Origin of the sequence: Bacillus bingmayongensis, from assembly GCF_000299035.1 — a bacterium.
GTDB classification, from domain to species: Bacteria; Bacillota; Bacilli; order Bacillales; family Bacillaceae_G; genus Bacillus_A; species Bacillus_A bingmayongensis.
This window is the reverse complement of sequence record NZ_JH921520.1, coordinates 234526-256599: the sequence shown is the minus strand read 5'-3', so window position 1 is coordinate 256599 and position 22074 is coordinate 234526. Positions and strand designations below refer to the sequence as shown.

27 protein-coding genes and 3 pseudogenes are annotated in these 22074 nt (G+C 35.2%); 12 read left to right on the top strand and 18 right to left on the bottom strand.

Annotated features, from left to right (window positions below; translation table 11 throughout):
• Positions 1–99: 99 nt before the first annotated feature.
• Positions 100–438: a sporulation membrane protein YtrH gene (gene ytrH, locus Y7E_RS0124865; protein WP_017153922.1), complete on the top strand. Its 339-nt coding sequence runs from the start codon at positions 100–102 to the stop codon at positions 436–438.
• Positions 435–938, top strand: coding sequence for a sporulation membrane protein YtrI (gene ytrI / locus Y7E_RS0124860; protein ID WP_017153921.1), 504 nt, complete (start codon positions 435–437; stop codon positions 936–938). The genes ytrH and ytrI overlap by 4 nt, the downstream gene beginning before the upstream one ends.
• A 60-nt stretch (positions 939–998) precedes the next feature.
• Here ytrI and Y7E_RS0124855 read toward each other — a convergent pair whose 3' ends face one another.
• The 3 genes and pseudogenes from Y7E_RS0124855 to Y7E_RS0124850 all read right to left on the bottom strand — a co-directional run bounded on the left by Y7E_RS0124855 (position 999) and on the right by Y7E_RS0124850 (position 2672).
• Positions 999–1274: a stage V sporulation protein S gene (locus Y7E_RS0124855; RefSeq protein ID WP_017153920.1), complete on the bottom strand. Its 276-nt coding sequence runs from the start codon at positions 1272–1274 to the stop codon at positions 999–1001.
• A gap of 175 nt (positions 1275–1449) precedes the next feature.
• Positions 1450–1584 (bottom strand): annotated as a pseudogene (locus tag Y7E_RS32230) (site-specific integrase); the annotation flags it as partial.
• 155 nt (positions 1585–1739) lie between these two features.
• Positions 1740–2672 carry a DHH family phosphoesterase gene (locus tag Y7E_RS0124850; RefSeq protein ID WP_017153919.1) on the bottom strand — a complete coding sequence of 311 codons (933 nt, stop codon included), beginning with the start codon at positions 2670–2672 and terminating at the stop codon, positions 1740–1742.
• Positions 2673–2874: 202 nt separating this feature from the next.
• On the opposite strand from Y7E_RS0124850, the gene Y7E_RS0124845 reads away from it, so the two are divergent.
• Positions 2875–3180, top strand: coding sequence for a YtpI family protein (locus tag Y7E_RS0124845; RefSeq protein WP_017153918.1), 306 nt, complete (start codon positions 2875–2877; stop codon positions 3178–3180).
• Positions 3181–3203: 23 nt separating this feature from the next.
• Here the strand turns inward: Y7E_RS0124845 and Y7E_RS0124840 are convergent, their stop codons facing one another.
• Both Y7E_RS0124840 and Y7E_RS0124835 read right to left on the bottom strand, forming a co-directional pair.
• Positions 3204–3464 carry a DUF3949 domain-containing protein gene (locus tag Y7E_RS0124840; protein ID WP_017153917.1) on the bottom strand — a complete coding sequence of 87 codons (261 nt, stop codon included), beginning with the start codon at positions 3462–3464 and terminating at the stop codon, positions 3204–3206.
• 189 nt (positions 3465–3653) lie between these two features.
• Entirely contained in the window at positions 3654–4967 is a 1314-nt protein-coding gene (locus Y7E_RS0124835; protein WP_017153916.1) for a DRTGG domain-containing protein, read from the bottom strand.
• Between the two features lie 246 nt (positions 4968–5213).
• Here Y7E_RS0124835 and Y7E_RS33770 point away from each other — a divergent pair, with 246 nt between their 5' ends.
• Positions 5214–5372, top strand: coding sequence for a hypothetical protein (locus Y7E_RS33770; protein WP_017153915.1), 159 nt, complete (start codon positions 5214–5216; stop codon positions 5370–5372).
• A gap of 40 nt (positions 5373–5412) precedes the next feature.
• Here Y7E_RS33770 and Y7E_RS0124825 read toward each other — a convergent pair whose 3' ends face one another.
• Positions 5413–6096 (bottom strand): metal-dependent hydrolase, encoded by a 684-nt coding sequence (locus Y7E_RS0124825; RefSeq protein ID WP_017153914.1) that lies wholly within the window; start codon positions 6094–6096, stop codon positions 5413–5415.
• Positions 6097–6244: 148 nt separating this feature from the next.
• On the opposite strand from Y7E_RS0124825, the gene pepQ reads away from it, so the two are divergent.
• On the top strand, positions 6245–7342 hold the full coding sequence (gene pepQ / locus Y7E_RS0124820) for a Xaa-Pro dipeptidase (protein WP_017153913.1): 1098 nt from the start codon (positions 6245–6247) through the stop codon (positions 7340–7342).
• A gap of 29 nt (positions 7343–7371) precedes the next feature.
• Here the strand turns inward: pepQ and Y7E_RS0124815 are convergent, their stop codons facing one another.
• Positions 7372–7776 (bottom strand): DUF3221 domain-containing protein, encoded by a 405-nt coding sequence (locus Y7E_RS0124815; protein ID WP_017153912.1) that lies wholly within the window; start codon positions 7774–7776, stop codon positions 7372–7374.
• Between the two features lie 345 nt (positions 7777–8121).
• On the opposite strand from Y7E_RS0124815, the gene Y7E_RS0124810 reads away from it, so the two are divergent.
• The gene (locus tag Y7E_RS0124810; RefSeq protein ID WP_017153911.1) at positions 8122–8955 is read left to right on the top strand and encodes a DUF2785 domain-containing protein; all 834 of its coding nucleotides are present in this window, start codon (positions 8122–8124) and stop codon (positions 8953–8955) included.
• A 12-nt stretch (positions 8956–8967) separates the two neighbouring features.
• Here the strand turns inward: Y7E_RS0124810 and Y7E_RS0124805 are convergent, their stop codons facing one another.
• The 6 genes and pseudogenes from Y7E_RS0124805 to Y7E_RS30365 form a co-directional block, all read right to left on the bottom strand.
• On the bottom strand, positions 8968–9174 hold the full coding sequence (locus tag Y7E_RS0124805) for a hypothetical protein (protein ID WP_017153910.1): 207 nt from the start codon (positions 9172–9174) through the stop codon (positions 8968–8970).
• A 63-nt stretch (positions 9175–9237) separates the two neighbouring features.
• Positions 9238–9564: pseudogene (locus Y7E_RS0124800) on the bottom strand (anti sigma factor C-terminal domain-containing protein); the annotation flags it as partial.
• Positions 9565–9745: 181 nt separating this feature from the next.
• Entirely contained in the window at positions 9746–10090 is a 345-nt protein-coding gene (locus Y7E_RS0124795) for a DUF6176 family protein (RefSeq protein WP_017153908.1), read from the bottom strand.
• A 3-nt stretch (positions 10091–10093) separates the two neighbouring features.
• Positions 10094–10888, bottom strand: coding sequence for a GNAT family N-acetyltransferase (locus tag Y7E_RS0124790; protein ID WP_017153907.1), 795 nt, complete (start codon positions 10886–10888; stop codon positions 10094–10096).
• Positions 10885–11217: a cupin domain-containing protein gene (locus tag Y7E_RS0124785; RefSeq protein WP_017153906.1), complete on the bottom strand. Its 333-nt coding sequence runs from the start codon at positions 11215–11217 to the stop codon at positions 10885–10887. The genes Y7E_RS0124790 and Y7E_RS0124785 overlap by 4 nt, the downstream gene beginning before the upstream one ends.
• 242 nt (positions 11218–11459) lie before the next feature.
• Positions 11460–11893, bottom strand: a pseudogene (locus Y7E_RS30365) (hypothetical protein).
• Positions 11894–12201: 308 nt separating this feature from the next.
• Between Y7E_RS30365 and Y7E_RS0124775 the strand changes: the two are divergent.
• Both Y7E_RS0124775 and Y7E_RS0124770 read left to right on the top strand, forming a co-directional pair.
• A complete protein-coding gene (locus Y7E_RS0124775) occupies positions 12202–12459 on the top strand; it encodes a helix-turn-helix transcriptional regulator (protein ID WP_034279066.1) in 258 nt (85 codons plus the stop codon).
• 2 nt (positions 12460–12461) lie between these two features.
• Positions 12462–12896: a hypothetical protein gene (locus Y7E_RS0124770; protein ID WP_017153904.1), complete on the top strand. Its 435-nt coding sequence runs from the start codon at positions 12462–12464 to the stop codon at positions 12894–12896.
• A 141-nt stretch (positions 12897–13037) separates the two neighbouring features.
• Here the strand turns inward: Y7E_RS0124770 and ald are convergent, their stop codons facing one another.
• Both ald and Y7E_RS0124760 read right to left on the bottom strand, forming a co-directional pair.
• Positions 13038–14171, bottom strand: coding sequence for an alanine dehydrogenase (gene ald / locus Y7E_RS0124765; protein WP_017153903.1), 1134 nt, complete (start codon positions 14169–14171; stop codon positions 13038–13040).
• 129 nt (positions 14172–14300) lie between these two features.
• On the bottom strand, positions 14301–15098 hold the full coding sequence (locus Y7E_RS0124760; RefSeq protein WP_081584774.1) for an SDR family oxidoreductase: 798 nt from the start codon (positions 15096–15098) through the stop codon (positions 14301–14303).
• A gap of 148 nt (positions 15099–15246) precedes the next feature.
• Here Y7E_RS0124760 and Y7E_RS0124755 point away from each other — a divergent pair, with 148 nt between their 5' ends.
• Both Y7E_RS0124755 and Y7E_RS0124750 read left to right on the top strand, forming a co-directional pair.
• Complete coding sequence (locus tag Y7E_RS0124755) at positions 15247–15705, top strand: universal stress protein (RefSeq protein WP_017153901.1); 459 nt, start codon at positions 15247–15249, stop codon at positions 15703–15705.
• A gap of 179 nt (positions 15706–15884) precedes the next feature.
• Positions 15885–16064: a hypothetical protein gene (locus tag Y7E_RS0124750; RefSeq protein ID WP_017153900.1), complete on the top strand. Its 180-nt coding sequence runs from the start codon at positions 15885–15887 to the stop codon at positions 16062–16064.
• A 245-nt stretch (positions 16065–16309) separates the two neighbouring features.
• Here the strand turns inward: Y7E_RS0124750 and Y7E_RS0124745 are convergent, their stop codons facing one another.
• From Y7E_RS0124745 to Y7E_RS0124735, 3 genes are all read right to left on the bottom strand, one after another.
• The gene (locus Y7E_RS0124745; RefSeq protein ID WP_017153899.1) at positions 16310–16651 is read right to left on the bottom strand and encodes a zinc ribbon domain-containing protein YjdM; all 342 of its coding nucleotides are present in this window, start codon (positions 16649–16651) and stop codon (positions 16310–16312) included.
• A gap of 219 nt (positions 16652–16870) precedes the next feature.
• Complete coding sequence (gene argH / locus Y7E_RS0124740; RefSeq protein ID WP_017153898.1) at positions 16871–18259, bottom strand: argininosuccinate lyase; 1389 nt, start codon at positions 18257–18259, stop codon at positions 16871–16873.
• Positions 18256–19461: an argininosuccinate synthase gene (locus Y7E_RS0124735; protein ID WP_017153897.1), complete on the bottom strand. Its 1206-nt coding sequence runs from the start codon at positions 19459–19461 to the stop codon at positions 18256–18258. Before Y7E_RS0124735 ends, argH begins: the two co-directional genes overlap by 4 nt.
• A 167-nt stretch (positions 19462–19628) precedes the next feature.
• On the opposite strand from Y7E_RS0124735, the gene Y7E_RS0124730 reads away from it, so the two are divergent.
• Positions 19629–19946 (top strand): radical SAM protein, encoded by a 318-nt coding sequence (locus tag Y7E_RS0124730; RefSeq protein WP_017153896.1) that lies wholly within the window; start codon positions 19629–19631, stop codon positions 19944–19946.
• Between the two features lie 1454 nt (positions 19947–21400).
• Entirely contained in the window at positions 21401–22051 is a 651-nt protein-coding gene (locus Y7E_RS0124720; protein WP_017153894.1) for a YitT family protein, read from the top strand.
• Positions 22052–22074 lie beyond the last annotated feature (23 nt).

The window sequence follows — 22074 nt, the reverse complement described above, 5'->3', positions numbered from 1 at the left end:
TCTATTTGACTACTTTCATTATAGGTGAAGAAGAAAGCGGAAATCAAAACATACTTCTTATACTTTGTCCATATACATGAAAGTGAAAGGGGAATGACGATGGATGTAAGACAATACACTTTTTTCTCTCTTCTTATCATTAGTTACTTTATTGCTTTTGGGGTCATACTTGGTGGTTCTTTAATTGGGGGCATTGGGGCATTTCTTATTGGACAGCCCGCCCTTACTTCAATTAATCAATTCGCACAAAATTTAAGAATTTGGGCACTTGTTGCAGCAATTGGTGGAACTTTTGATACATTTTATAGCTTTGAAAGAAGTTTTTTTGAAGGAGATATGAAAGATATTGTGAAACAAATTTTACTTATATTTTTTGCAACAGGTGGCATGCAAACTGGCCTTATTATTATTAAATGGATTACACAGGAGCATGTATGAGGGTTCCAAACGCTTCCACTTCCAAACGATGGTATTTATTTTTAGGTGGCGCCGCTGTTGGAGGGGTTTTAAGCTGGTTTATTTTTTTGTACATATATGGGGTTTTTCAACAAGAACAAACCAGTAAGATAGAGGAACAAAAGCAAATCATTAGGAAACAAGAAGAAAAGCTTCGTGTTCTTCTTGAAGATCAAGACAAATTAAATAAAGAAAACAAACAGCTATTAACAATTCAAGAAATTAAAATTAAAATTGTAAATGGGGATAAATATGATTTAGACAACCTGACTTTAGAAAACATTACAACTTCCATTCATAATGACTTACAGCATCTCTTAACAAAAAACATACAAAGCATTGCGCAAAATAAAGAGCTACTAAAAAAAGCAATTGAGAATAAGATATACAAGCATTATGACCGAATATACCACTTTAAAGTTGATACCATTTCCTTTGATACCGTGCTCGAAATCAGTATCAACATAAAACAAGAAAAGTAGCCCTTCTCCTGACCCTTTTTGCTCAGATGAAGGACTATTTTTTCATATTTTGGCAAGCTGCTAAGATCTAAATTTTCTAGGACCTACAATTAATTTGATTGCTGTTCTTTCTTGATTATCGATAGAAATATCATGAAACGCTGGAACGAGAACTAAGTCAATACCACTAGGAGCTACAAATCCTCTTGCAATGGCAATGGCTTTAATTGCTTGATTTAAAGCCCCAGCTCCAATCACTTGAATTTCTACATTACCGTTTGCTCTTAATACCCCTGCAATTGCACCGGCAACTGAATTGGGACTTGATTTTGACGATACCTTTAATATATTTTCCATATAAGTTGTTGCTCCCTCTGTTATTTGATGGCCTTTTTTGTTACCGACTGGAATGTAATTAACGTATCTTTAACTAATATTCATACCTAAAGCAAACAGCACTATTAACTATACTCATTCGATATTTTTTGAATTCTTCCTGCCTATCTGTCTAAATACAAAAAGATGACTAAATTTAAGATTTAATCATCTTTTTGCCTATCGCATCCTGGTTCACACCAATGTATCGTAATATAACTCTTTCAGATGAATGGTTACATATCTACATAAGCAATGCACTATTCTTTGTTTGCATGTACATGTGATATCCAATCAATACGTTATTTTACTCATTTCACATTGTACTTATGATGTATAAAAGAATTATTTTGTTTAAATCGAGATTAATTTAACTCAACATTTGTCAACATGCTGAAAAAAAGTAGAGCTTAAGCTCTACTTTTCTTATTTTTAATACAGCTATATTTACTTACAAATCTCACGTAAATCTGCAAATAGACGATCTGCTTCTTCCCAAGAAGATGCTTTCGCTCCAGAAGCCATCGGATGACCCCCGCCATTATATTGCATCGCTAATTTATTAATTACAGGCCCTTTTGAACGAAGACGAACGCGAATAACGTCTTCCTCCTCTAAAAATAGAACCCATGCTTTTAATCCATCAATATTACCAAGCGCTCCAACAACACCAGATGCCTCTGAAGGAAGTACCTCAAACTCTTCTAGCACTTCTTTTGTCAGCTTAATATAAGCTGCTCCTTCTTCCGTCATCGTAAAGTTTTGTAAAATGAATCCATTTAAACGAGCGATTTTTTCTTTCGTTTTATACATTTCATTATATAATGCCGGAAACTCAACACCCATTTCTACAAGCTCACCTGCATAACGAAGTGTTCTTGCAGACGTATTCGGGAATAAGAAGCGCCCTGTATCTCCAACAATCCCAGCTAAAATGAGTCTCGCCGCTTCTTTTGTAATTGTTAAACCTTTATCTTTTCCATAAGAATAAAACTCATAGATGAGCTCACTTGTAGAACTTGCTGTCGTATCCACCCACGTAATGTCTCCGTATGGATCTTCATTTGGATGATGATCGATTTTAATGAGCATCTTTCCTTTCGTATAACGCTGATCACAAACGCGCTCTTGGTTCGCTGTATCACAAACGATAACAAGCGCATTTTCATAAGTCTCATCATTAATTTCATCCATTACTCGTAAATAAGATAATGAAGGTTCATTGTATCCGACCATATAAATCTTTTTCTCTGGAAACGATTCTTGAAGAATTGTTCCAAGGCCACACTGAGAACCTAATGCATCTGGATCTGGACGCACATGGCGGTGAATAATAATCGTATCAAACTCTTTAATCGCTGCTAAAATTTGCTCATGCATATGTATAGTCTCCTTTTTATTGATTTCTACCCCTGTAATCAATTTTCTCACTTTATCCTCCATTATAACTGAAAATATTTTATCCATGTGGACAATTGCTTTATAATAATAGTAAGAAAGTTCCGATAACAGTTTTTTATTTTCTTCACTAACCTTTAATGCGTGGAGAAACATTACATACAAAATGATGGGGGATTGTATTATGCCAGTATTAGTCTTTTGTATTATCATCTCGTTTATGTTGTATCTTTTCTATAAAACAAAATATTTTCGTACAAATCGTCCAATGGAAAAAGGATGGCTTGCTGGAAAATCCGGGGTGGCACTTGGCGCATTCGTTGCGTTATTTGGTGCAAACCAATTTTTCTTAGATCTCTCCACCGCACGTATCGTTGTCGGCATTTTATTTATCTTATTTGGCAGCGTAAGTATTTTCAATGGATTTCGTCAGTATAAACATTTCTCGCCTCTTGCAGTCGAAGAAGCAGAATTATACAAAATGATGTGACACGTACAAAAAAGCATCAGCATTTACGCTGATGCTTTTTTACGATTCTTTATTTTTAAAATCATATATGCAACAAGTGCAGGTGGGATGTTAAAAGGATTTCCTTGCACATGAAAATGTAATTGCTCTTCTTCAAAAGACATATTTTTATACAACTCTTGTTGTGAACGTCTCGTTCTTTGTCTTTGTTCATTTAATCCTTCAATGTAAAGATACTGAATAGGTATCATGATAAGAAAATAAAACAATGCAACACCGCCAAAAAAGAGTAACTCTGATGACATATGGAACACCATCCTTTTTTCTTTTTATATGCAAATTATCTGATAACTTAATTATACCACGATTTAATTACCAAATGAAGGGAATTACTATTAAATTGATTATCCTTATCTCATTATTACCATATTTATACAAAAGCGCTGAATGAATCTCCTTCTAAAAAAGGTTCTCCATTCAGCTCTTTTCCATACTTATCGATCAATCAACTGCACCATTAATAGTGCTTTCCCAACAACTTCTCCTCCGTGACGCACTTCCACATCTACCTTTCCAAATTTACGACCGATTTCTAACACCTTAGGATGTACAGAAACAACATTATCGATTTGAACCGGCTTTACAAAATAAATTGTTAAATTCTCGACAATCGAATCACTTTTTTTCTGCGCGCGGATGGCACGATTCGTTGCTTCTGTGACGACGGTTGTAAATACACCATATGATAATGTTCCAAATGAACTCGTCATTTGTGGCGTCACAGAAAATTGATAACTGTGTTCGTTCTTTGCTTCTTTCGGAGTCACAAATTGATTTGTGACGATATCCTCAATTGTCTCCCCAACTTGCGGTTGACGTTGAATCATTTGCAGCGCCTGTAGTACATCTTGACGGCTAATAATCCCTTGTAGATGGTTGCTTTCATCGACAACAGGAAGAAGCTCAATCCCTTCCCATACCATCATGCGCGCTGCCGCTGCAACAGACATTTTCCCATTCACTGTAATTGGCTGCTTTGTCATAACCTTTTCAATTGGTGTTTCTTTTGCAATGCCAATCATATCTTTTGAAGTAACAATCCCTAATACCTTTTTATTTTCATCTACAATTGGATAACGTCCATGCATCGTTTCTTCATTATACGCATGCCATTGTGCTACTCTATCACTAGGTTTTAAATATAACGTTTCTTCAATTGGCGTTAAAATATCTTCAACGAGTACAATTTCCTTTTTGATAAGCTGATCATAAATAGCACGGTTAATAAGCGTTGCCACAGTAAACGTATCATAGCTACTTGAAATAATCGGCAACTTTAATTCATCTGCTAATTTTTTCACATGCTCTTCTGTATCAAACCCACCTGTAATCAATACTGCCGCGCCTGCCTCTAGAGCTAGTTGGTGTGCATTCGTACGGTTGCCGATAATCAGCAAGTTCCCCGCTTCTGTATAACGCATCATCGCTTCTAATTTCATGGCCCCAATCACGAATTTATTTAATGTTTTATGTAACCCTTCTCTTCCCCCAAGTACTTGGCCATCAACGATATTGACTACTTCTGCATATGTTAGTTTTTCAATGTTCTCTTTTTTCTTTTGTTCAATTCGAATCGTTCCGACACGTTCAATCGTACTAACATACCCTTTATTTTCTGCATCTTTAATCGCCCGATATGCTGTTCCTTCACTTACACCCAAATCTTTTGCAATTTGGCGCACAGAGATTTTATGCCCTACCGGCAGGTTATTAATATGTTCTAAAATTTGATTATGTTTGGTAGCCAAATGGTTTCACCATACTTTCTTTTCCCTAAATTCTTCATGTGTTGTATTTTTAGTATACTATATTTCCGAAACTGTTACACTGTCTCTTTATATATCTGTACTATTTTCTTTATAACAAAATGACCCTTACATTCCATCGGTCACATTCTTACAACATTGTAATGCTATTGTCATCTCATTCGATAGTTTGTCCATCATTCCAAATGTACAATAAAGACAAGAAATCAAACAAAGGAGCGAATGAAAATGAAAAAATTTCTAGAAGTTGTGGGTGCTGTATTTTTAGCTTTCGTTGATGGAAAAAAGGTTGCATTAGAATTAAATGAGGCACCAGAACAAACATTGCCAAAGACAAAAGAAACACCAAAACATGCACATACTTTCAAGCCTGTATTACACACGTAAAAAACCCTTCACTTGTCTTTTCAAATGAAGGGTTTTTACCTTACAGTGTAATACTTTCTCCAGCTTCTAATACCTTACCTGTACTACTTGTTAGTTTTTGGACAAAAATGTGCGGATCTTGTTCAATCACTGGAAACGTATTATAGTGCATTGGCACAACTGTTTTTGCTCCAATCCATTCCGCAGCTAACACCGCATCCTCTGGTCCCATTGTAAAATTATCACCAATTGGTAAAAATGCTAAATCGATATCGTTAAGAGAACCGATTAACTTCATATCAGAAAATAAAGCGGTATCTCCCGCATGATACACTGTTTTTTCTTCTGCCGTAAATAAAATTCCAGCTGGCATTCCTGTATATGTAATCGTCTGATTTTCTTCATCAATATAACTAGACCCATGGAATGCTTGTGTAAATTTTACTTTTCCAAAATCAAATACATGTGATCCACCGATATGCATCGGATGCGTATTCACACCTTGCCATCCTAAAAATGTTGCCAGTTCAAACGGTGCCACAACAACTGCATTATTTTTCTTCGCAAGCGCTACTGTATCGCCAACATGATCACCATGACCGTGCGATAAAATAATTACGTCTACCTTGACATCTTCAGCCTTTAAATCTGTTTTCGGATTACCTGTTAAAAATGGATCAATTAAGATAACCTTCCCATTCGTTTCAATCTTTACAACTGAATGCCCGTGATAAGATACTTCCATTGTTACATTCCTCCCTTATTCACATTCACACCTTTTATTCTACATGATTTCACAATTTCCTGTCTTTTCAAACAGCGATTTGCTTGTCATAACGCTTTCATCCGATGTAAAGTAATACATGTAATTGAAATCTCGGAGGTGCCAATCTATGAATACTAGATTAGAAAACTTAATGCAATGGCTACAAGAACAAAACGTGGAAGCTGCATTTTTAACTTCTACACCAAACGTCTTCTATATGACAAACTTCCATTGCGAACCACACGAAAGATTACTCGGTCTATTTGTATTCCAAGAAAAAGAACCAATTTTAATCTGTCCTAAAATGGAAGAAGGCCAAGCTAGAAACGCTGGCTGGGCGCACGAAATTATCGGATTCACTGATACAGACAAACCATGGGATATGATTGCAAAAGCAATTCAAGATCGCGGCATTGATGCAAGTGCAGTAGCAATTGAAAAAGAACACTTAAATGTAGAGCGCTATGAAGAATTAACAAAATTATTCCCAAAAGCTTCTTTCAAATCTGCGGAAGAAAAAGTACGCGAACTTCGTTTAATTAAAGACGAAAAAGAACTTTCTATTTTACGCCAAGCAGCTTACATGGCAGACTACGCTGTTGGAATTGGTGTAGAAGCAATTAAAGAAGATCGCAGTGAATTAGAAGTATTAGCAATCATCGAGCATGAATTAAAGAAAAAAGGCATACATAAAATGTCCTTTGACACAATGGTATTAGCAGGCTCAAATTCTGCCTTGCCACACGGTATTCCAGGAGCAAACAAAATGAAGCGCGGTGACTTCGTACTGTTTGACTTAGGCGTAATCATTGACGGTTATTGCTCTGACATTACACGTACAGTCGCATTTGGCGATATTTCAGAAGAACAAACACGCATTTACAACACTGTATTAGCTGGCCAATTACAAGCAGTCGAATCATGCAAACCAGGTGTTACACTTGGCGAAATCGACAATGCTGCTCGCTCTGTTATCGCAGATGCAGGTTACGGAGAATTCTTCCCGCATCGCCTTGGTCACGGGCTTGGAATTAGCGTACACGAATATCCAGATGTAAAAGAAGGCAACGAATCATCATTAAAAGAAGGTATGGTCTTCACAATTGAACCAGGTATTTACGTACCAAACGTAGGTGGCGTTCGTATTGAAGATGATATTTATATTACAAAAGATGGATCAGAAATTTTAACGAAATTCCCGAAAGAATTACAGTTTGTGAAATAAGAAAAAAGGTAGTGACTGCGCTACCTTTTTTAAATCTCATTTTTCTCTACTATCTCAAACTTATTAACAATCATTTTTGCCGGATAACTTTCAAGTATCTGAGAAGACCATACTTTTATTTTATATCCTGATTTTAACTTTCCATATGCAATTTTATCGTTAAAATTTAGAATCGTATCTGCTGGGATGTCCATATGTAGGTGTTGATCTATATAACTCTGTAATTCTTCTATCGTTTCGAATTTTTTATTCATGATGAAATATACAGTCTTATTTTTCACCATAACGTATCCTTCCATAGCACCTTTTTCTATTTGTTGATGTACATTCGCTGGTTCATTTTCAATTTGCTCATTACTTGTACACGCTGTTAACACTACGAAAGAAACGACAAGTAAAACATATATACACAACATCAATGTGTTTCTCTTCATCCCACGCCCCCATTATAGAAACTTCGCAAATCAATCCCATTCCTAAAATTTCCGTTCCTCTTTAATCGTTTTTTTGAACTCCTCAATAAAGTGAAACTTTAATCAGTGGGGGTTTTCTTCATCCCCCACTGATTATTAGTTGAACGAATCGGGCTTTTACGGGCAGTTGATCCCCCGCCTAACTTCTTCGCTTTCGCTGAACTTTGAGGTGGGGGTCTTACTGCCCACGAATAGCAGAATAAATGTTTTGTTTATTGGAAAAAGGTATTTATTTCTTGTGTATTCTCCGTTTCTATCATAACATTTAAATACAGAATTTTCTAAACAAAAAAAAGGAGAGATTGCATGCAACAACTTCAAAAACAATTAGAAGAAATAAAAGCTAATCATTACGCCATAGATTCCACGATAGATATTGATAAATTAGTTTCAAAAATGCTTCAGCATATCGGCACCCCAGATGGCTACTTACGGGATACATTAATCTACACGACCTTTTTCCATCTCATTACAAATGATCATATTACAAACACGCAATTACAACAATTATTGTCACAAAGTATAAGCGAGCAATATTTATTTTATAAAATAAATATTGACGATAAGGACGCCGTATTCACTCGTTCATTTACAACACTATTAATCGCTTTAATTCTAAATGCTGATACAAAACATAACTTCTTAACAGAATCTAACATAGTAGAAGCGAAAGACAAATTAATCTTATATATGAAGCAAGAACATGATCTCCGTGGTTATGTTAATGATCGAGGTTGGGCTCATAGTATCGCTCATGTCTCAGATACATTCGATGAACTTGTTAAAAATCCAAAGCTTGAAACCTCATATTACCCAGAAATACTACAAACTCTATTAGAGAAAGTAGGTATACATACAACCTATTACAAATATGAAGATGATGAAAGAATTGTCTCTCCTATCATCGCCATGCTGAAAAACGGTTTAGATGAAAAGTTATTTATTACGACGCTTCATTCTTTAGTAAATCAAATACAAGTTCAAAAAGCTGAATTATCTATCGTCCCTTATGAAACTTTATACAGAAATATAAAATCGTTCTTGCGAAGCTTATTCTTCCGATTACGGACCATTTCCATATACAAAGAAACAGAAGTCGAGATTGAAAACTTATTAAAAAATTTTCGTCAATACAATTAAAAAGAAGGCCGCTCAAAAAGTGCCTTCTTTCATCTCACTAATATTCACTTGAAAATTCACAATCCAAACCGAGAAAAGGTGTACAAAAATCGAGATAGCCATACAAGTCCCGCTAAAAAAAGTTAAAATTGGGTGCGAGTATGAATGCTCTAAATAATAAGACGCTCCAACGAAAAACAGTGTTATATAGATGTAGATTGCTCCATGTATTTGCTTCATATAAGCCCCCTTTTCCCATATTATAACATAAATTTTCTAACTATTCGAATTAATCTGTATTAACTATTGTTTCTCAACTGTTACACCTCTTACAGTTGCTTTTATATAAGAAGCTCCTTGTAACTGTTGTAATTTTTCTGTCTTCCCTGTAACGACTACGCCGTAGATTGGTAGGTCTTTTGGTGGTGTATTTTTAATTTCTTTATAATATTGATTAAAATAATCGTTTGGTATCCCCTCACTATTCTCTGCTAAATACTTCATTTTATCCAGAAACTCTGTTGAATTCCTCATTAAATCATTTTTAATACTTTCTTGAGCTTTTGCATAACTCCCTTCAAAACCAAATACATTTATAACCATTACAGCATTTAATACCGCACCACTCTTAGCTTTGGATTTTTCTATTAATAATGATTCAAACGTATCATAGCTCATTTTGCTCTCCCTTCTACACACTCAACGTTTGAGAGCTTGAAATGTATACAGTAATTACAAAAAAATCCTACAAATAAAAAAGCGCACCTATTTTGATGCGCTTCTTCCATTACATACAAAGAATACTATTCTATTATTTCATGGCCTCTTTGACAACATCTTGAATCATAACGACTTCCATTTTCATATCGATAGCAGGTGCTTCCTCATCAATACATTCATACCAAAATTCTAGATGTTTTTTATCAATTTCATGGTGAGAAGCTTCGACAGCTATCCCACCTTCTCCTTGGACAGAATACCAATACAAATATTCTTCTCCATCTCTTATTTCCCGGAAAATTGTCTCGACATACATTTTCTCGTCGTTTAATGTCAAAAGTACTTCTTTCATATGATCATTTAAAAGCTTCATCCATTCATCAACGCGTTGACTTTTTCCTGGCTTCACTTTGAATCTTGTTAATTCGACGTTCATCGTTTATCCCTCTACCTTCTTACGTACATATAAAACGTATTCCACCGGATGATCAAAACCTAGTTTATTAGCTAACTTTTGTGAAGAAATGTTATCTATATTACAATCCCAGCACGGCGTGATTACATTTTGTATGCAATGCTCTATAAAATAAATTGCGACTAATCTTGCTAGTCCCTTTCCTTGATGGTCTGGGTGAGTTGCAATATCAATTTCAGCAAAACTATTACCTCTAAAAATTGAAACACATTCAGCAACTACCTTTTGATCTTGCAGAATACAAAATCCAAAACCATGGTTCAAAAACGCTTCTGTAAATCCCCAATACTCTTTAAAATATTGCTCCGTAAATTCAGTACTTTTTCCGATTATGTTTCTATCAATCCGCATAACCTTGTATGTAGAACCATCTAATTCTCTTTTTCTATCTTCAAAGATATCCCTCTGAAATAGAAATTTTTTTCGAGGAATTTTCCGAAAAGAATCATTGAAATGATTTTCAATAATAGTCTCCCAATCTATGCTAGACACAAATAATGTGAATCGTTTCTCTGTTGTTAAAACATTATTTTCAATGTAAGAAATCAAAGTACATTGAAATTCCTGATCATATGTATCCCCAAACAGATAGTAAATACCATTAGCAGTCATAATCAATCCTGCTGTTAATCTCTCATTTACAAAAATTTCACCATCTATTATTCGAGTGCATACTGCATAAGCAAAAGTAGCTGTCTGTTTATTCTCTTCTAAAACCGAAAGAACCTTATGATATTCTGTTAAAGCTAACTTTCTCATACATTCTCCACAATAACCGTATCCGCATCTAAGTTTTCGAAGCAAAGATTAACAGTGCGATTAAGTGCCCTTGTGCGGTGAACGGTACCTGCTGGAATTAAAATAGAATCGTTCGGTTTTAGTATAACGGTATCCTTATCTTGAAAATCAATTAGTAGCTCTCCCTCTAACACAATAAATAGCTCATCTGAATTCGAGTGAAAGTGCCAATCATATTCCCCCGTAAACACAGCAATTCGTAAACAATGATTATTAATATTTGAGACAACAAAATTTTTGTGCTGCTCTGTAATATCTTTGGTAAGTTCTAAAAGATTCACTTTCTCCATCGTTCTTCTCATCTCCTAGTTATTAACTACTTTCCCCAAAAGCCTATCGTTCCAAAATCAATATCTTTTTCCTGTTTCTTCTGGTTCATTTGCTAGATTCGTCGCTACGTACCCTTTCTACAATTTACGATTCCATTCTCATACTTTCATTTCTTACAAACTATTTTTCATTAGCAACCTCTTTCAAAGTTACCCAAACCATTCTAAATACTAAAATATTTCAAAGTAAATTACTTTCAGTTTTAATCTCCGCCGCCTCCGCAATCTCCACCTCCACTATCGCTTGCACTACTACAATCATTATCGCTATAGTTCACAAATCCACTTGATGAGTTAGAGGAATAGGAAGAACGTTTCCGTTTCTTCTTTTTTTCTTATCTTTTTTACTTTCACGGCTTGGCCATACTTTATCAAATAACACAAAAAACATACCAATTGGTATCAAAAAAGCGATACCTTGTAAGATGTCTTCCAAAAATTCAGGGGTTATTTCTAACTGATAAAATATACCTAATAGATATATAGATAAAATCACATATAAAATCATAATAATATATCGAGCTATTTTCTCTATACGAAGAGCCAACTTCTTTTGAAATGGTATATTCTGTTCCTGCTTTTTCTTTATATATTTCTGTCTTCTTATTTGTTTTTTCTTACTACTTTTTCTCCCCATGACATCCCCTCTTTTATTTTCCTTACGGATACAATTACAAACTATCACAAGAGGGATCTCATTAACAAGAAGAAAATTCCAATTTCGATATTTTCAAAATAAAAAGATACTCTCTAACCCCTCCTATTGTGAGTAAAACTAAAGAGTATCTCATTTATCCCACCTCAAAGCTAAGCAAAAACCAAAATGTTAGCTAAATGATAGGTTAATTATAAAAGACTGATTGCCAATGCAATAGTAGTGTTTCCTTTACATTTTGTAATGTTTTATATACTTTTCGTAAAGTTATATTTATAAATTACCTAAAATTGGTTATTGTAAATGTAATAAATTTATACAAAGGAGATATAGTGGATTGGGTTACAAATAAAGTAAAACAATTCCGCGTTGTTAGAGACATCACCCAAGAGCAACTTGCTTCCGCTGTTAACATCACCAGGCAATCCCTCATCGCCATTGAGAAGAACAAATACAACCTCAGCTTAGAATTAGCCTTAAAATTATGTGAGTTTTTTGATTGTAAAGTAGAAGATTTATTTCAATTAGATAAAACTGGGGAAGAGTAATCATGAAAGAGTTTTTCGGGAAAAATATTTTATCATATATTGTCATTTTAGTAGTAGGAGCTACATTAATTTTTTTTGATACCAATGGAGGATGGAATTTCAACAATTATAAAGAAGGTCTTCACAGTGTCCTTATATTTTGTGGAGGTTTTATAGGTTTCTCATTCTTAATAGCAATATTTAAAAGCTTTAAGAAAAAGAAAAAAGAACCCGAACAGTATCCATTACCTACGATGGACGAAAGAATTGAAAAGATGACATTAAAATTTATGGCTCAAGTCTTTGGGCTTTCTCATTTTATCGCTTTTGTGATTCTCCTTATTTTGTATATAGGCAAACAACAGACGATCTCGGTCGATTATGTTCTATATTACGTGTTTGGAGTTCTATTCTTTACAATGTTTTTCGGCTTAAACATTGTAAAGAAGCTAGATTAATAAGTGACAAAAAGAAAACAACTCTTCAGCAAAATTAGAACAAAAAGCAAATCCTGATTGATAGAAAGCATCCTATTTATGTTCCACAGTCAAATACAAAAAGACCCTCCTTATACAGGCAGGGTCTCAAAATTATTTCTATTATGATAAAGCAGGAGCTTTTTCAAGAAGCTCTTTCGCATCGGCATATTGTAAACCATGTGCTTCTGCAACTGCTTCGAATGTTACATAGCCGCCTAATGTGTTAATACCTTTTAATAATGCAGAGTTGCCTAGGCAAGCTTGTTTGTAGCCTTTGTTTGCAATTTGTACTGCATATGGTACTGTTACGTTTGTTAATGCAAGAGTTGATGTACGCGGAACGGCACCAGGCATGTTTGCAACTGCATAATGAACAACGCCATGTTTTTCATAAGTTGGGTTATCATGAGTTGTAATGCGGTCAGTTGTTTCGAAAATACCACCTTGGTCAATCGCGATATCTACTACAACAGAACCTGGTTCCATTGATTTAATCATTTCTTCTGTTACAAGTTTTGGCGCTTTTGCACCTGGAATTAAAACGGCGCCGATTACAAGATCGGATTCCTTTACAGCTTGTGCAATGTTGTATGGATTGGACATTAAAGTTTTCACTTGGTTACCGAAAATATCATCTAATTGACGAAGACGTTCTGCACTTAAGTCAATAATTGTTACATCAGCACCTAAACCTACTGCAATTTTCGCTGCATTTGTACCAGCTTGGCCACCACCGATAATTGTTACTTTACCGCGTTTTACCCCTGGAACGCCTGCAAGTAAAATACCTTTGCCGCCTTTTGTTTTTTCAAGGAATTGTGCACCAATTTGTGCTGACATACGACCCGCTACTTCACTCATAGGTGCAAGTAGTGGTAAAGAGCGATTGTCTAATTGTACTGTTTCATATGCAATTGATACCACTTTGTTATCAATTAAAGCTTTTGTTAATTCTGGTTCTGGAGCTAAATGTAAGTATGTGAATAAAATTAAACCTTCGTGGAAATAACCATATTCGCTTTCAATTGGCTCTTTTACCTTCATAACCATATCTTGATTCCATGCTTCTTCAGCAGTTTCAACAAGTTTTGCTCCAGCTTGTACGTATTCTTCATCTGTAAAGCCAGACCCTAAACCTGCACCTTTTTGAACAAAAACTTCATGACCATTGTGTACTAAATGTACAGCACCAGCTGGCGTCATTGCCACACGGTTTTCATTGTTTTTAATTTCTGTTGGAATACCGATACGCATTATTAATTCCCCCTTGAGTTATGAAATGACCCCTGAATCATTTTTTAAAGCGCTTTCTACACTCTTATATTTTAACATAATATCTCAATATTTGACAAAAAATAATACGAGTTTTCCGATAGATTTTATCTATTTTTGTCGATATCTATGAATTACGTCAACTGCACCTGTTACTTCTATAATGGTACCCGTAATCATATCGGAATCTTCCTCGCATAGAAATGCAATTGTGCGAGCAATATCTTCACCTGTCCCAGGTCTACCAATTGGCGTCCTACTGTCTTTCATCGTACGCGCTTCCTGAATCGTCGCCTCTTTCATTTCACCAACAATATCTCCTGGACAAACCATATTTGATGTAATGCCATGTTCTGCTTCTTCATAAGCAATTGTCTTTGTTAATGAAACAAGCCCTACCTTTGCAGCTGCGAATGCGGAACGATACATCCAACCAGGAGCACTATCTGCTCCTTGAAATCCGTAGTTAATAATTCGGCCAAAATGTTGTTTTCTCATAATCGGAACGACAAGTTTTAATAAACGAAACACTGCTGTTAGATTTCCTTGTATCATTTCATCCCATTCATCTTCTTCGTAATCAATTAAATTTTTACGTTCAAATACGTAAGGACCTGCATTATTAATTAAAAAATCGATTTTGCCAAAGCGGTCCATTGCTTCTTCTACCATTTTATGTAAATCTTCTTTTTTCGTGACGTCTGCTTGCACAAACTGCAGGCGTTCTTCTATATGTTTATACTTTTCCCGGATTACTTGGGCGGCTCTTACATCGCTGTGATATGTTACGGTTACTGAATATCCTTTAGCTAATAATTTTTCTGTTACTTGCTTTCCTAAACCTTTCGTACCGGCTGTAATGAGCGCGTGTCTCACAAACATGCCTCCTTTTAAATTGCTATACTTCATATGTAACAAGTTCTCCCTCCAATTACAACTAAAAAGAATTGAAACAGAGTTTTCGAAATTCTGTAACGTTTCTGGCAAGTACGTTACCATATTTTGCTTTATAATTAAGTTGTAAAAGGTTATAAAAACGAATTGGGAGGAATCTACTATGAATAATACATATACAAATATTTTAATTGCAGTGGACGGTTCCAAAGAAGCAGAAAAAGCCTTTAAAAAAGCAATTCAAGTCGCAAAACGCAACAACGCAACATTAACAATTGCTCATATTGTTGATGTAAAAGCATACTCTGCTGTAGAAGCATATAGCCGAGCAATTGCTGAGCGTGCAAATCTCTTTGCAGAAGATCTATTAGAAGACTACAAAAAGACTGCAACTGAAGCTGGTCTTGAAAAAGTAGAACTTGTATTAGAATTCGGTAATCCAAAATCTAAAATTTCAAAAGAAATTGCTCCAAAACATAAAGTAGACTTAATTATGTGTGGTGCAACTGGTTTAAACGCTGTAGAACGCTTCTTAATCGGTAGCGTCTCTGAACATATTATTCGCTATGCGAAATGCGATGTCCTTGTTGTTCGTGGTGAAGAAGAACAAGGTGACATTTAATAAATAACGAAACACCAAGTCTTATGTAGACTTGGTGTTTTTTATTTTCCTATAGATACTCCTTATAATCCATTCCTTTCCCTTACTTATCACCATACTAACATACATAATTTAGAAATCGAAGGATAGAATATGTCTGTTCGGTTACGCTAAGAAAAAAATGAAACGAGGGATACTGCTTGGGAGATCACGAACGAATTATTTTAGATGTAAATAACGAAGAACTTGAAATGCTCGATACGATTTGTTCTCATTTTAAAGAAAAACATGGTGTTGACCTGAGCCATGGTGCACTCCTCCGTGACTTAATGGATATTGAGTATATCCGCATTACAGAAAACAGACATAAATATGAATAAGAAAAACATAACACTATATTATTATCTATATTCATTTTGACTTTCCCAACATATAAGTCGCTGCTATGAGATCAAAAGGGGACCCGCACTCGTTTCCTCTCTTTATTTTTACTTGGCATGAGGCAGGAAAAGGGGCTGACCGCTTCTATGCATGGCCGGATGCTCTCTATCGCATAAAAAGACGTTCATCACGTGACAAAATCACCTTACTGAACGTCTTTCCAATTACTTATATACGATTATCCTTATGCCTTTTTAACAAATTCAGATTTTAATTTCATAGCTCCAAAACCGTCAATTTTGCAATCGATATCATGATCTCCATCAACTAAACGGATACTCTTTACTTTTGTACCTATTTTTATAACTGATGAAGTTCCTTTTACTTTAAGGTCTTTAATTACTGTTACAGCATCACCATCGTTTAAGATATTTCCATTTGCATCTTTAACAACTTTTTTATCTTCACTATTTTCAGTTTCTGACTCTAAAGCCCACTCATGAGCACACTCTGGACAAACAAAAAGACTTCCATCTTCATAAGTATATTCTGAATTACATTTCAGGCAATTTGGTAATTTTTGCATATTTTTTATTTCCTCCATTATAAAAATTACTTTCAATTCCCTTTCTTATAGCCTCGTAAACATAGCAATTACGAACTTGAAATTCACGAAAAATAGGGATGTTCCTTATATACTGCCATAGTATTTTCAGATTGACAAGCTAACTTTATGTGAACACGTTTTCTAAAAAATAAAAAGAGGATACTCTGCTCCTGTATGGAACTTAGTATCCTCTCACCCTTATAAATTTACGGTCTCTCCCACTAACACCTTCGCTTTCTCCAAAGCTTTTTGAATTTGTTCGAACCCTGTTCCACCTGCACTATTACGACGTTTCACTGCTGCATAAGGTGAAAGAACTTCATATAAGTCCTCTTCAAATAATGGACTCATTTCTCGATATGTTTCTAGCGGTACATCTAATAAATAGATTCCTTTTTGTGTGCAGTGAAGAACGAGCTTTCCGACAATTTCGTGTGCCTGACGGAATGGAAGTCCTTTGCTTGCTAAGTAATCCGCAATTTCTGTTGCATTGGAGAAGTCTTGTGTTACGGCTTGCCCCATCTTTTCTTTGTTTACAGTCATGGTTTCTAGCATGCCAGCCATAATGCGCAGGCAGCCTTCTACTGTTTTAACTGTATCAAACATTCCTTCTTTGTCCTCTTGCAAATCTTTGTTATAAGCAAGCGGTAAACCTTTCATTACCGTTAATAAACTAAATAGGTTGCCGTATACTCTTCCTGTTTTACCACGGATGAGCTCGGCCATATCAGGATTTTTCTTTTGCGGCATAATGCTGCTTCCTGTTGCGAACTGATCACTCATTTCAATAAATTGAAACTCCTGACTGCTCCATAAAATGAGCTCTTCACAAAAACGTGATAAATGCATCATTAATATAGATGAATTGCTAAGAAACTCTAATATGAAATCACGGTCACTTACCGCATCTAAGCTATTTTCATAGATTCCTTCAAAACCGAGAAGCTCTGCGCTATACGCACGATCAATCGGAAATGTCGTCCCTGCAAGAGCACCTGCGCCAAGCGGAGAAATATTAATGCGTCCAAGTGAATCTTCATAACGATTTACATCGCGCTCTAACATCCAAAAATATGCAAGTACATGATGAGCGAACGAGATTGGCTGTGCACGCTGCAAATGTGTATATCCTGGCATAATCGTTTCAATGTTTTTCTCTGCTTGATGCACAAGAACCGATTGCAGTTGTTTCGTTGCCTTTATAATATCTTTCACTTTATTACGTAAATATAAATGCATATCTGTCGCGACTTGATCATTACGGCTTCTTCCTGTATGAAGTTTCCCGCCAACATCACCAATTTGCTCAATTAACATCTTTTCAATATTTAAATGAATATCCTCAGCATCTACTGAAAAAGTTAATTCGTTTTCTTGCGCTTTTTCTAGTAAGTGTTGTAAACCCTCTTTAATTTTCTCTGCTTCTTCTTTTGTCACAATCCCCTGCTTCGCAAGCATCGTGACGTGAGCGATACTTCCTTCGATATCTTCTACCACTAATTGCTGGTCAAAGGAGATGGAAGCTCCAAACTCCTCGACCCATGCTTCTGCTTCAGCTGTAAAGCGACCTCCCCAAAGTTTGCTCACGCTTCCACCTTCTTCTGGTTCACTTGGCTGTATACTTTTGTTGGAAGACCAAATAAAGAAATAAAGCCAACTGCTGCATCATGGTTAAATTCATCATCCACTGTATATGTTGCTAATTTTTCATCGTATAGAGAGTATTCTGATTTACGTCCTTCTACAATTGCATGACCCTTAAACAATTTCACACGCACTGTACCTGTTACTGATTTTTGTGTTTCTTGTAAAAAGGCAGCAAGTGCTTGTTTTAAAGGTGAGAACCATAAACCGTTATAAATAAGTTCGGTTAATTTTTGTTCAATCATCGGTTTAAAATGAGCTACTTCTTTTACAAGTGTTAAATCTTCTAACTCTTTATGCGCTGTAAGTAACGTCATTGCCGCTGGACACTCATACACTTCACGTGATTTAATCCCAACAAGGCGGTTTTCCACATGATCAATACGTCCAACACCATGTTTTCCAGCAAGATTGTTTAACGTTTTGATTAGTTCAGAAAGCGAATAAGAAGTGCCATTTAATGTTGTTGGTACACCTGCTTCAAACCCAATTTCCACAAACTCTGGTTTATTCGGTGTATCTTCTAGTGCTAATGTCATTTCATATGCATCTTCTGGGGGTGCTGCCCATGGATCTTCTAAAATCCCACATTCATTGCTGCGTCCCCATAAATTTTGGTCAATGGAAAACGGGCTATCTAAATTAATTGGAATCGGTACATCATTTTCTTTTGCATACGCAATCTCTTCTTCACGTGACCATTTCCATTCACGTACTGGCGCAATGACTTCTAAATACGGATTTAATGCTTGAATAGAAACTTCAAAACGAACTTGGTCGTTCCCTTTTCCTGTACACCCATGTGCAACAGCACTTGCTCCTTCCTGCTCTGCGATTTCTACTAGTTTTTTCGCAATTAACGGACGCGACAATGCGGAAACAAGTGGGTATTTCCCTTCGTATAACGTATGACCTTGCAATGCCATCAATGCATATTCATTCGCAAATTCTTCTTGAACATCGATCATGTAAGATTTAACAGCACCTACTGAAATTGCCTTCTCTTTTACAAACGCTAAATCTTTACCTTCCCCTAAATCTAAACAAAGTGCAATAACATCATAATTTTTCTCTTGTAACCATTTAATTGCAACGGAAGTATCAAGACCTCCAGAATATGCTAACACAACTTTTTTCTTCTCCATTTTACATCCTCCTAAAGAATAAATATTCATTATCATTTATATTAATTCAAACTTTAACACCTTTTACAAAATGAATCAAGAGATATTAGTAAAAATTTTTCAAACAATTTCGTCGAACTTCTTTCTTTTTTTCGGTACAATGGAAGCAGAAAATGGGGGGTGTCTATATGGAACAATATTTTATATACGATGAACACCTAGGAATAGAAGTGCCTGAGCTACAAGAAGAATGGGAAGATATCCCTGAAAAAGTGCAGCATGCTATTTTATTAAAGTGGGAACAAATTCGCGGAAAAATACCTGATCGTATAAAAGAACTTGAATATCATATTAATCAAAAACAACATCGTTTAAATAACGAGGAAAACTTTGAAATTTCCTGTAAACTCAATTCTGAAATTGCAGATCTTGCCTCCATCATTAATGATTTATGGCTTTGGTATCGCCTTACTCAAAACGTGTCTGAAGGGAAGGCACATCAATAATAAGCCAAATAAAAAAGCATCTACAAATAGATGCTTTTTTATAGTGATTCTATCCTTTTTCATATAAGTCTACTTCTTTACTTTCACTGCATTTTAAGCTGGTGGTCTTACTGTCCGCAAATAACAGTATAAAACCTCCCCCTCTTAAATAAAAAACTTCTCGTAATCAAAAGTTTTTTATTGTATTATGATGCACAGATGGAATAGGAAAACTAGTCCAAATTAGATATATATTAAAAACTAATAATTTAATGAATCTAGCTATCTATTTATCAGGTAAACAAAGAAAAGAGATAAAGTGAAATTCATTTTGTCTCTTTTTTTATTTTAACATTAACTTATTCACTACATATTTCCTCTTTTCATGTAGATATATCTTTACAGTTGTATATTAGATTAAAAAGACACGGGGAAATACCATCTTTTTCCAAAATCACTTATAAATATTTTTCTTTATCCCATATAATAAATAAAAGAGATTTTGAAAGGAGCATACAATTCGTGAAAGCTTTTGTCATTATCGTTCTAACTTTTCTTAGTGTAATTAGTTGGGAGGCTTTCTTTAAAGAAAAAGCAGATAAAGACAATACAAATCAGCAAAATGAATAATTTTGCCTTCCCATGATTCTCCCCTCTTTATTCCCTATACACAACTTGTCATCATTATCATGATTACTACCTACTTATCGTTTATCCCGCATTAACAGGCAGTAATACTCCCACCTCAAAATTCGGCGGAAGCAAAGAAGTTAGGTGGGAGATAAACTGCCTGTAAAAGCCCGATTGGTTCAACTAATAATCAGTGGGGGATGAAGAAAACCCCCACTGATTAAAGTTTCACTTTATGAATCCCGAATAAACAAGACTATTCTACAAAAATATATAAGAATGAATATTCAATCGCTATAAAACTGCAAATTATGTAGGTTTTTCTTCGTCTATTGTCGGTTTCCATCCACATACATTTTTTGAAAGTATGATATAATAATATAAAATCTTTTACAGAAAGGATTTAGATATCATGATCGCTCGAAGGAGCATGTGGCATCGAATTGATGAATCTTACACGTAGCGTATTTTTCCAGCTTAGATCCTTTAGTCTAGCGAAAAAAATACGAGAGTGGGGAAACTATGATTGCCCGAAGGATAATTTGGCAACGAAAAGACTCTTCTTACACATAGCGTTTTGTTTAAGCCTTTATTGTTACTCACTAAACAAAACAAAGAAGAGAGCAGGATTGCTAAATAACAAATCCTACTCAAAGTTTTGTTTAGTCGTTTTTAGACTTAAACTAAAACGAAGGTAGGGAGAATTGATGGACGAGAGGATTATTCGTTATTTCTTCAGCGACATATAGCGTAGTTAGTTTGATGTAAACTAACTGAAAGCTATAAGGCTCGTAGTTAGTTTACAAGATGAAAAAAACTACTAACTACGGAAAGAAGGAATAACGATGAGGAACATCCAAAGTCGACAAATTATTAAAGAAATTTTTATGGTTTTAATCGGTTCATTTATTTTATCTGCAGCGCTATACCACATTCATTTTCAAAATCACTTAACAGAAGGTGGCTTTGTAGGAATCGCGCTATTTATACAAAACTTTTTTGATATTTCACCGTCAATTTCAACTGTATTAATGGATATCCCGGTCATTTTACTATGCGCTACATTTTTAGGTAAAAAGATGGTTGGTTATTCATTTATGGGTTCGATTTCATTCGGAGTGTTTTATTCTTTAATGGAAAATTATTCTCCATTTACGGTAGATTTATCAAATCATTTATGGATAGCCGCAGTAGTGGGCGGCGCGCTAGCTGGTATTGGACTCGGTTTTATATTGCGATTTGGCGGTGCAACCGGTGGAGACGATATTTTAACAATTGTACTAAGCAAAAAAACTCGATTTACAATTGGGCAAATTTTCTTCGTTTTTGACGCGATTGTTCTTGCGCTTTCATTATATTATTTAACATGGACAGAAATTGCTTTTACTATTCTTTCCATTGCCGTTCAGGCAAAAACATTGGATTTAATTTATTATCCAAAAACGGAAAAGAAAGCAGTATCTATTCCAATGTCAAAAAAACATGCAACAAACTAAAAAGCGAAAGGCTTCGGCCTCTC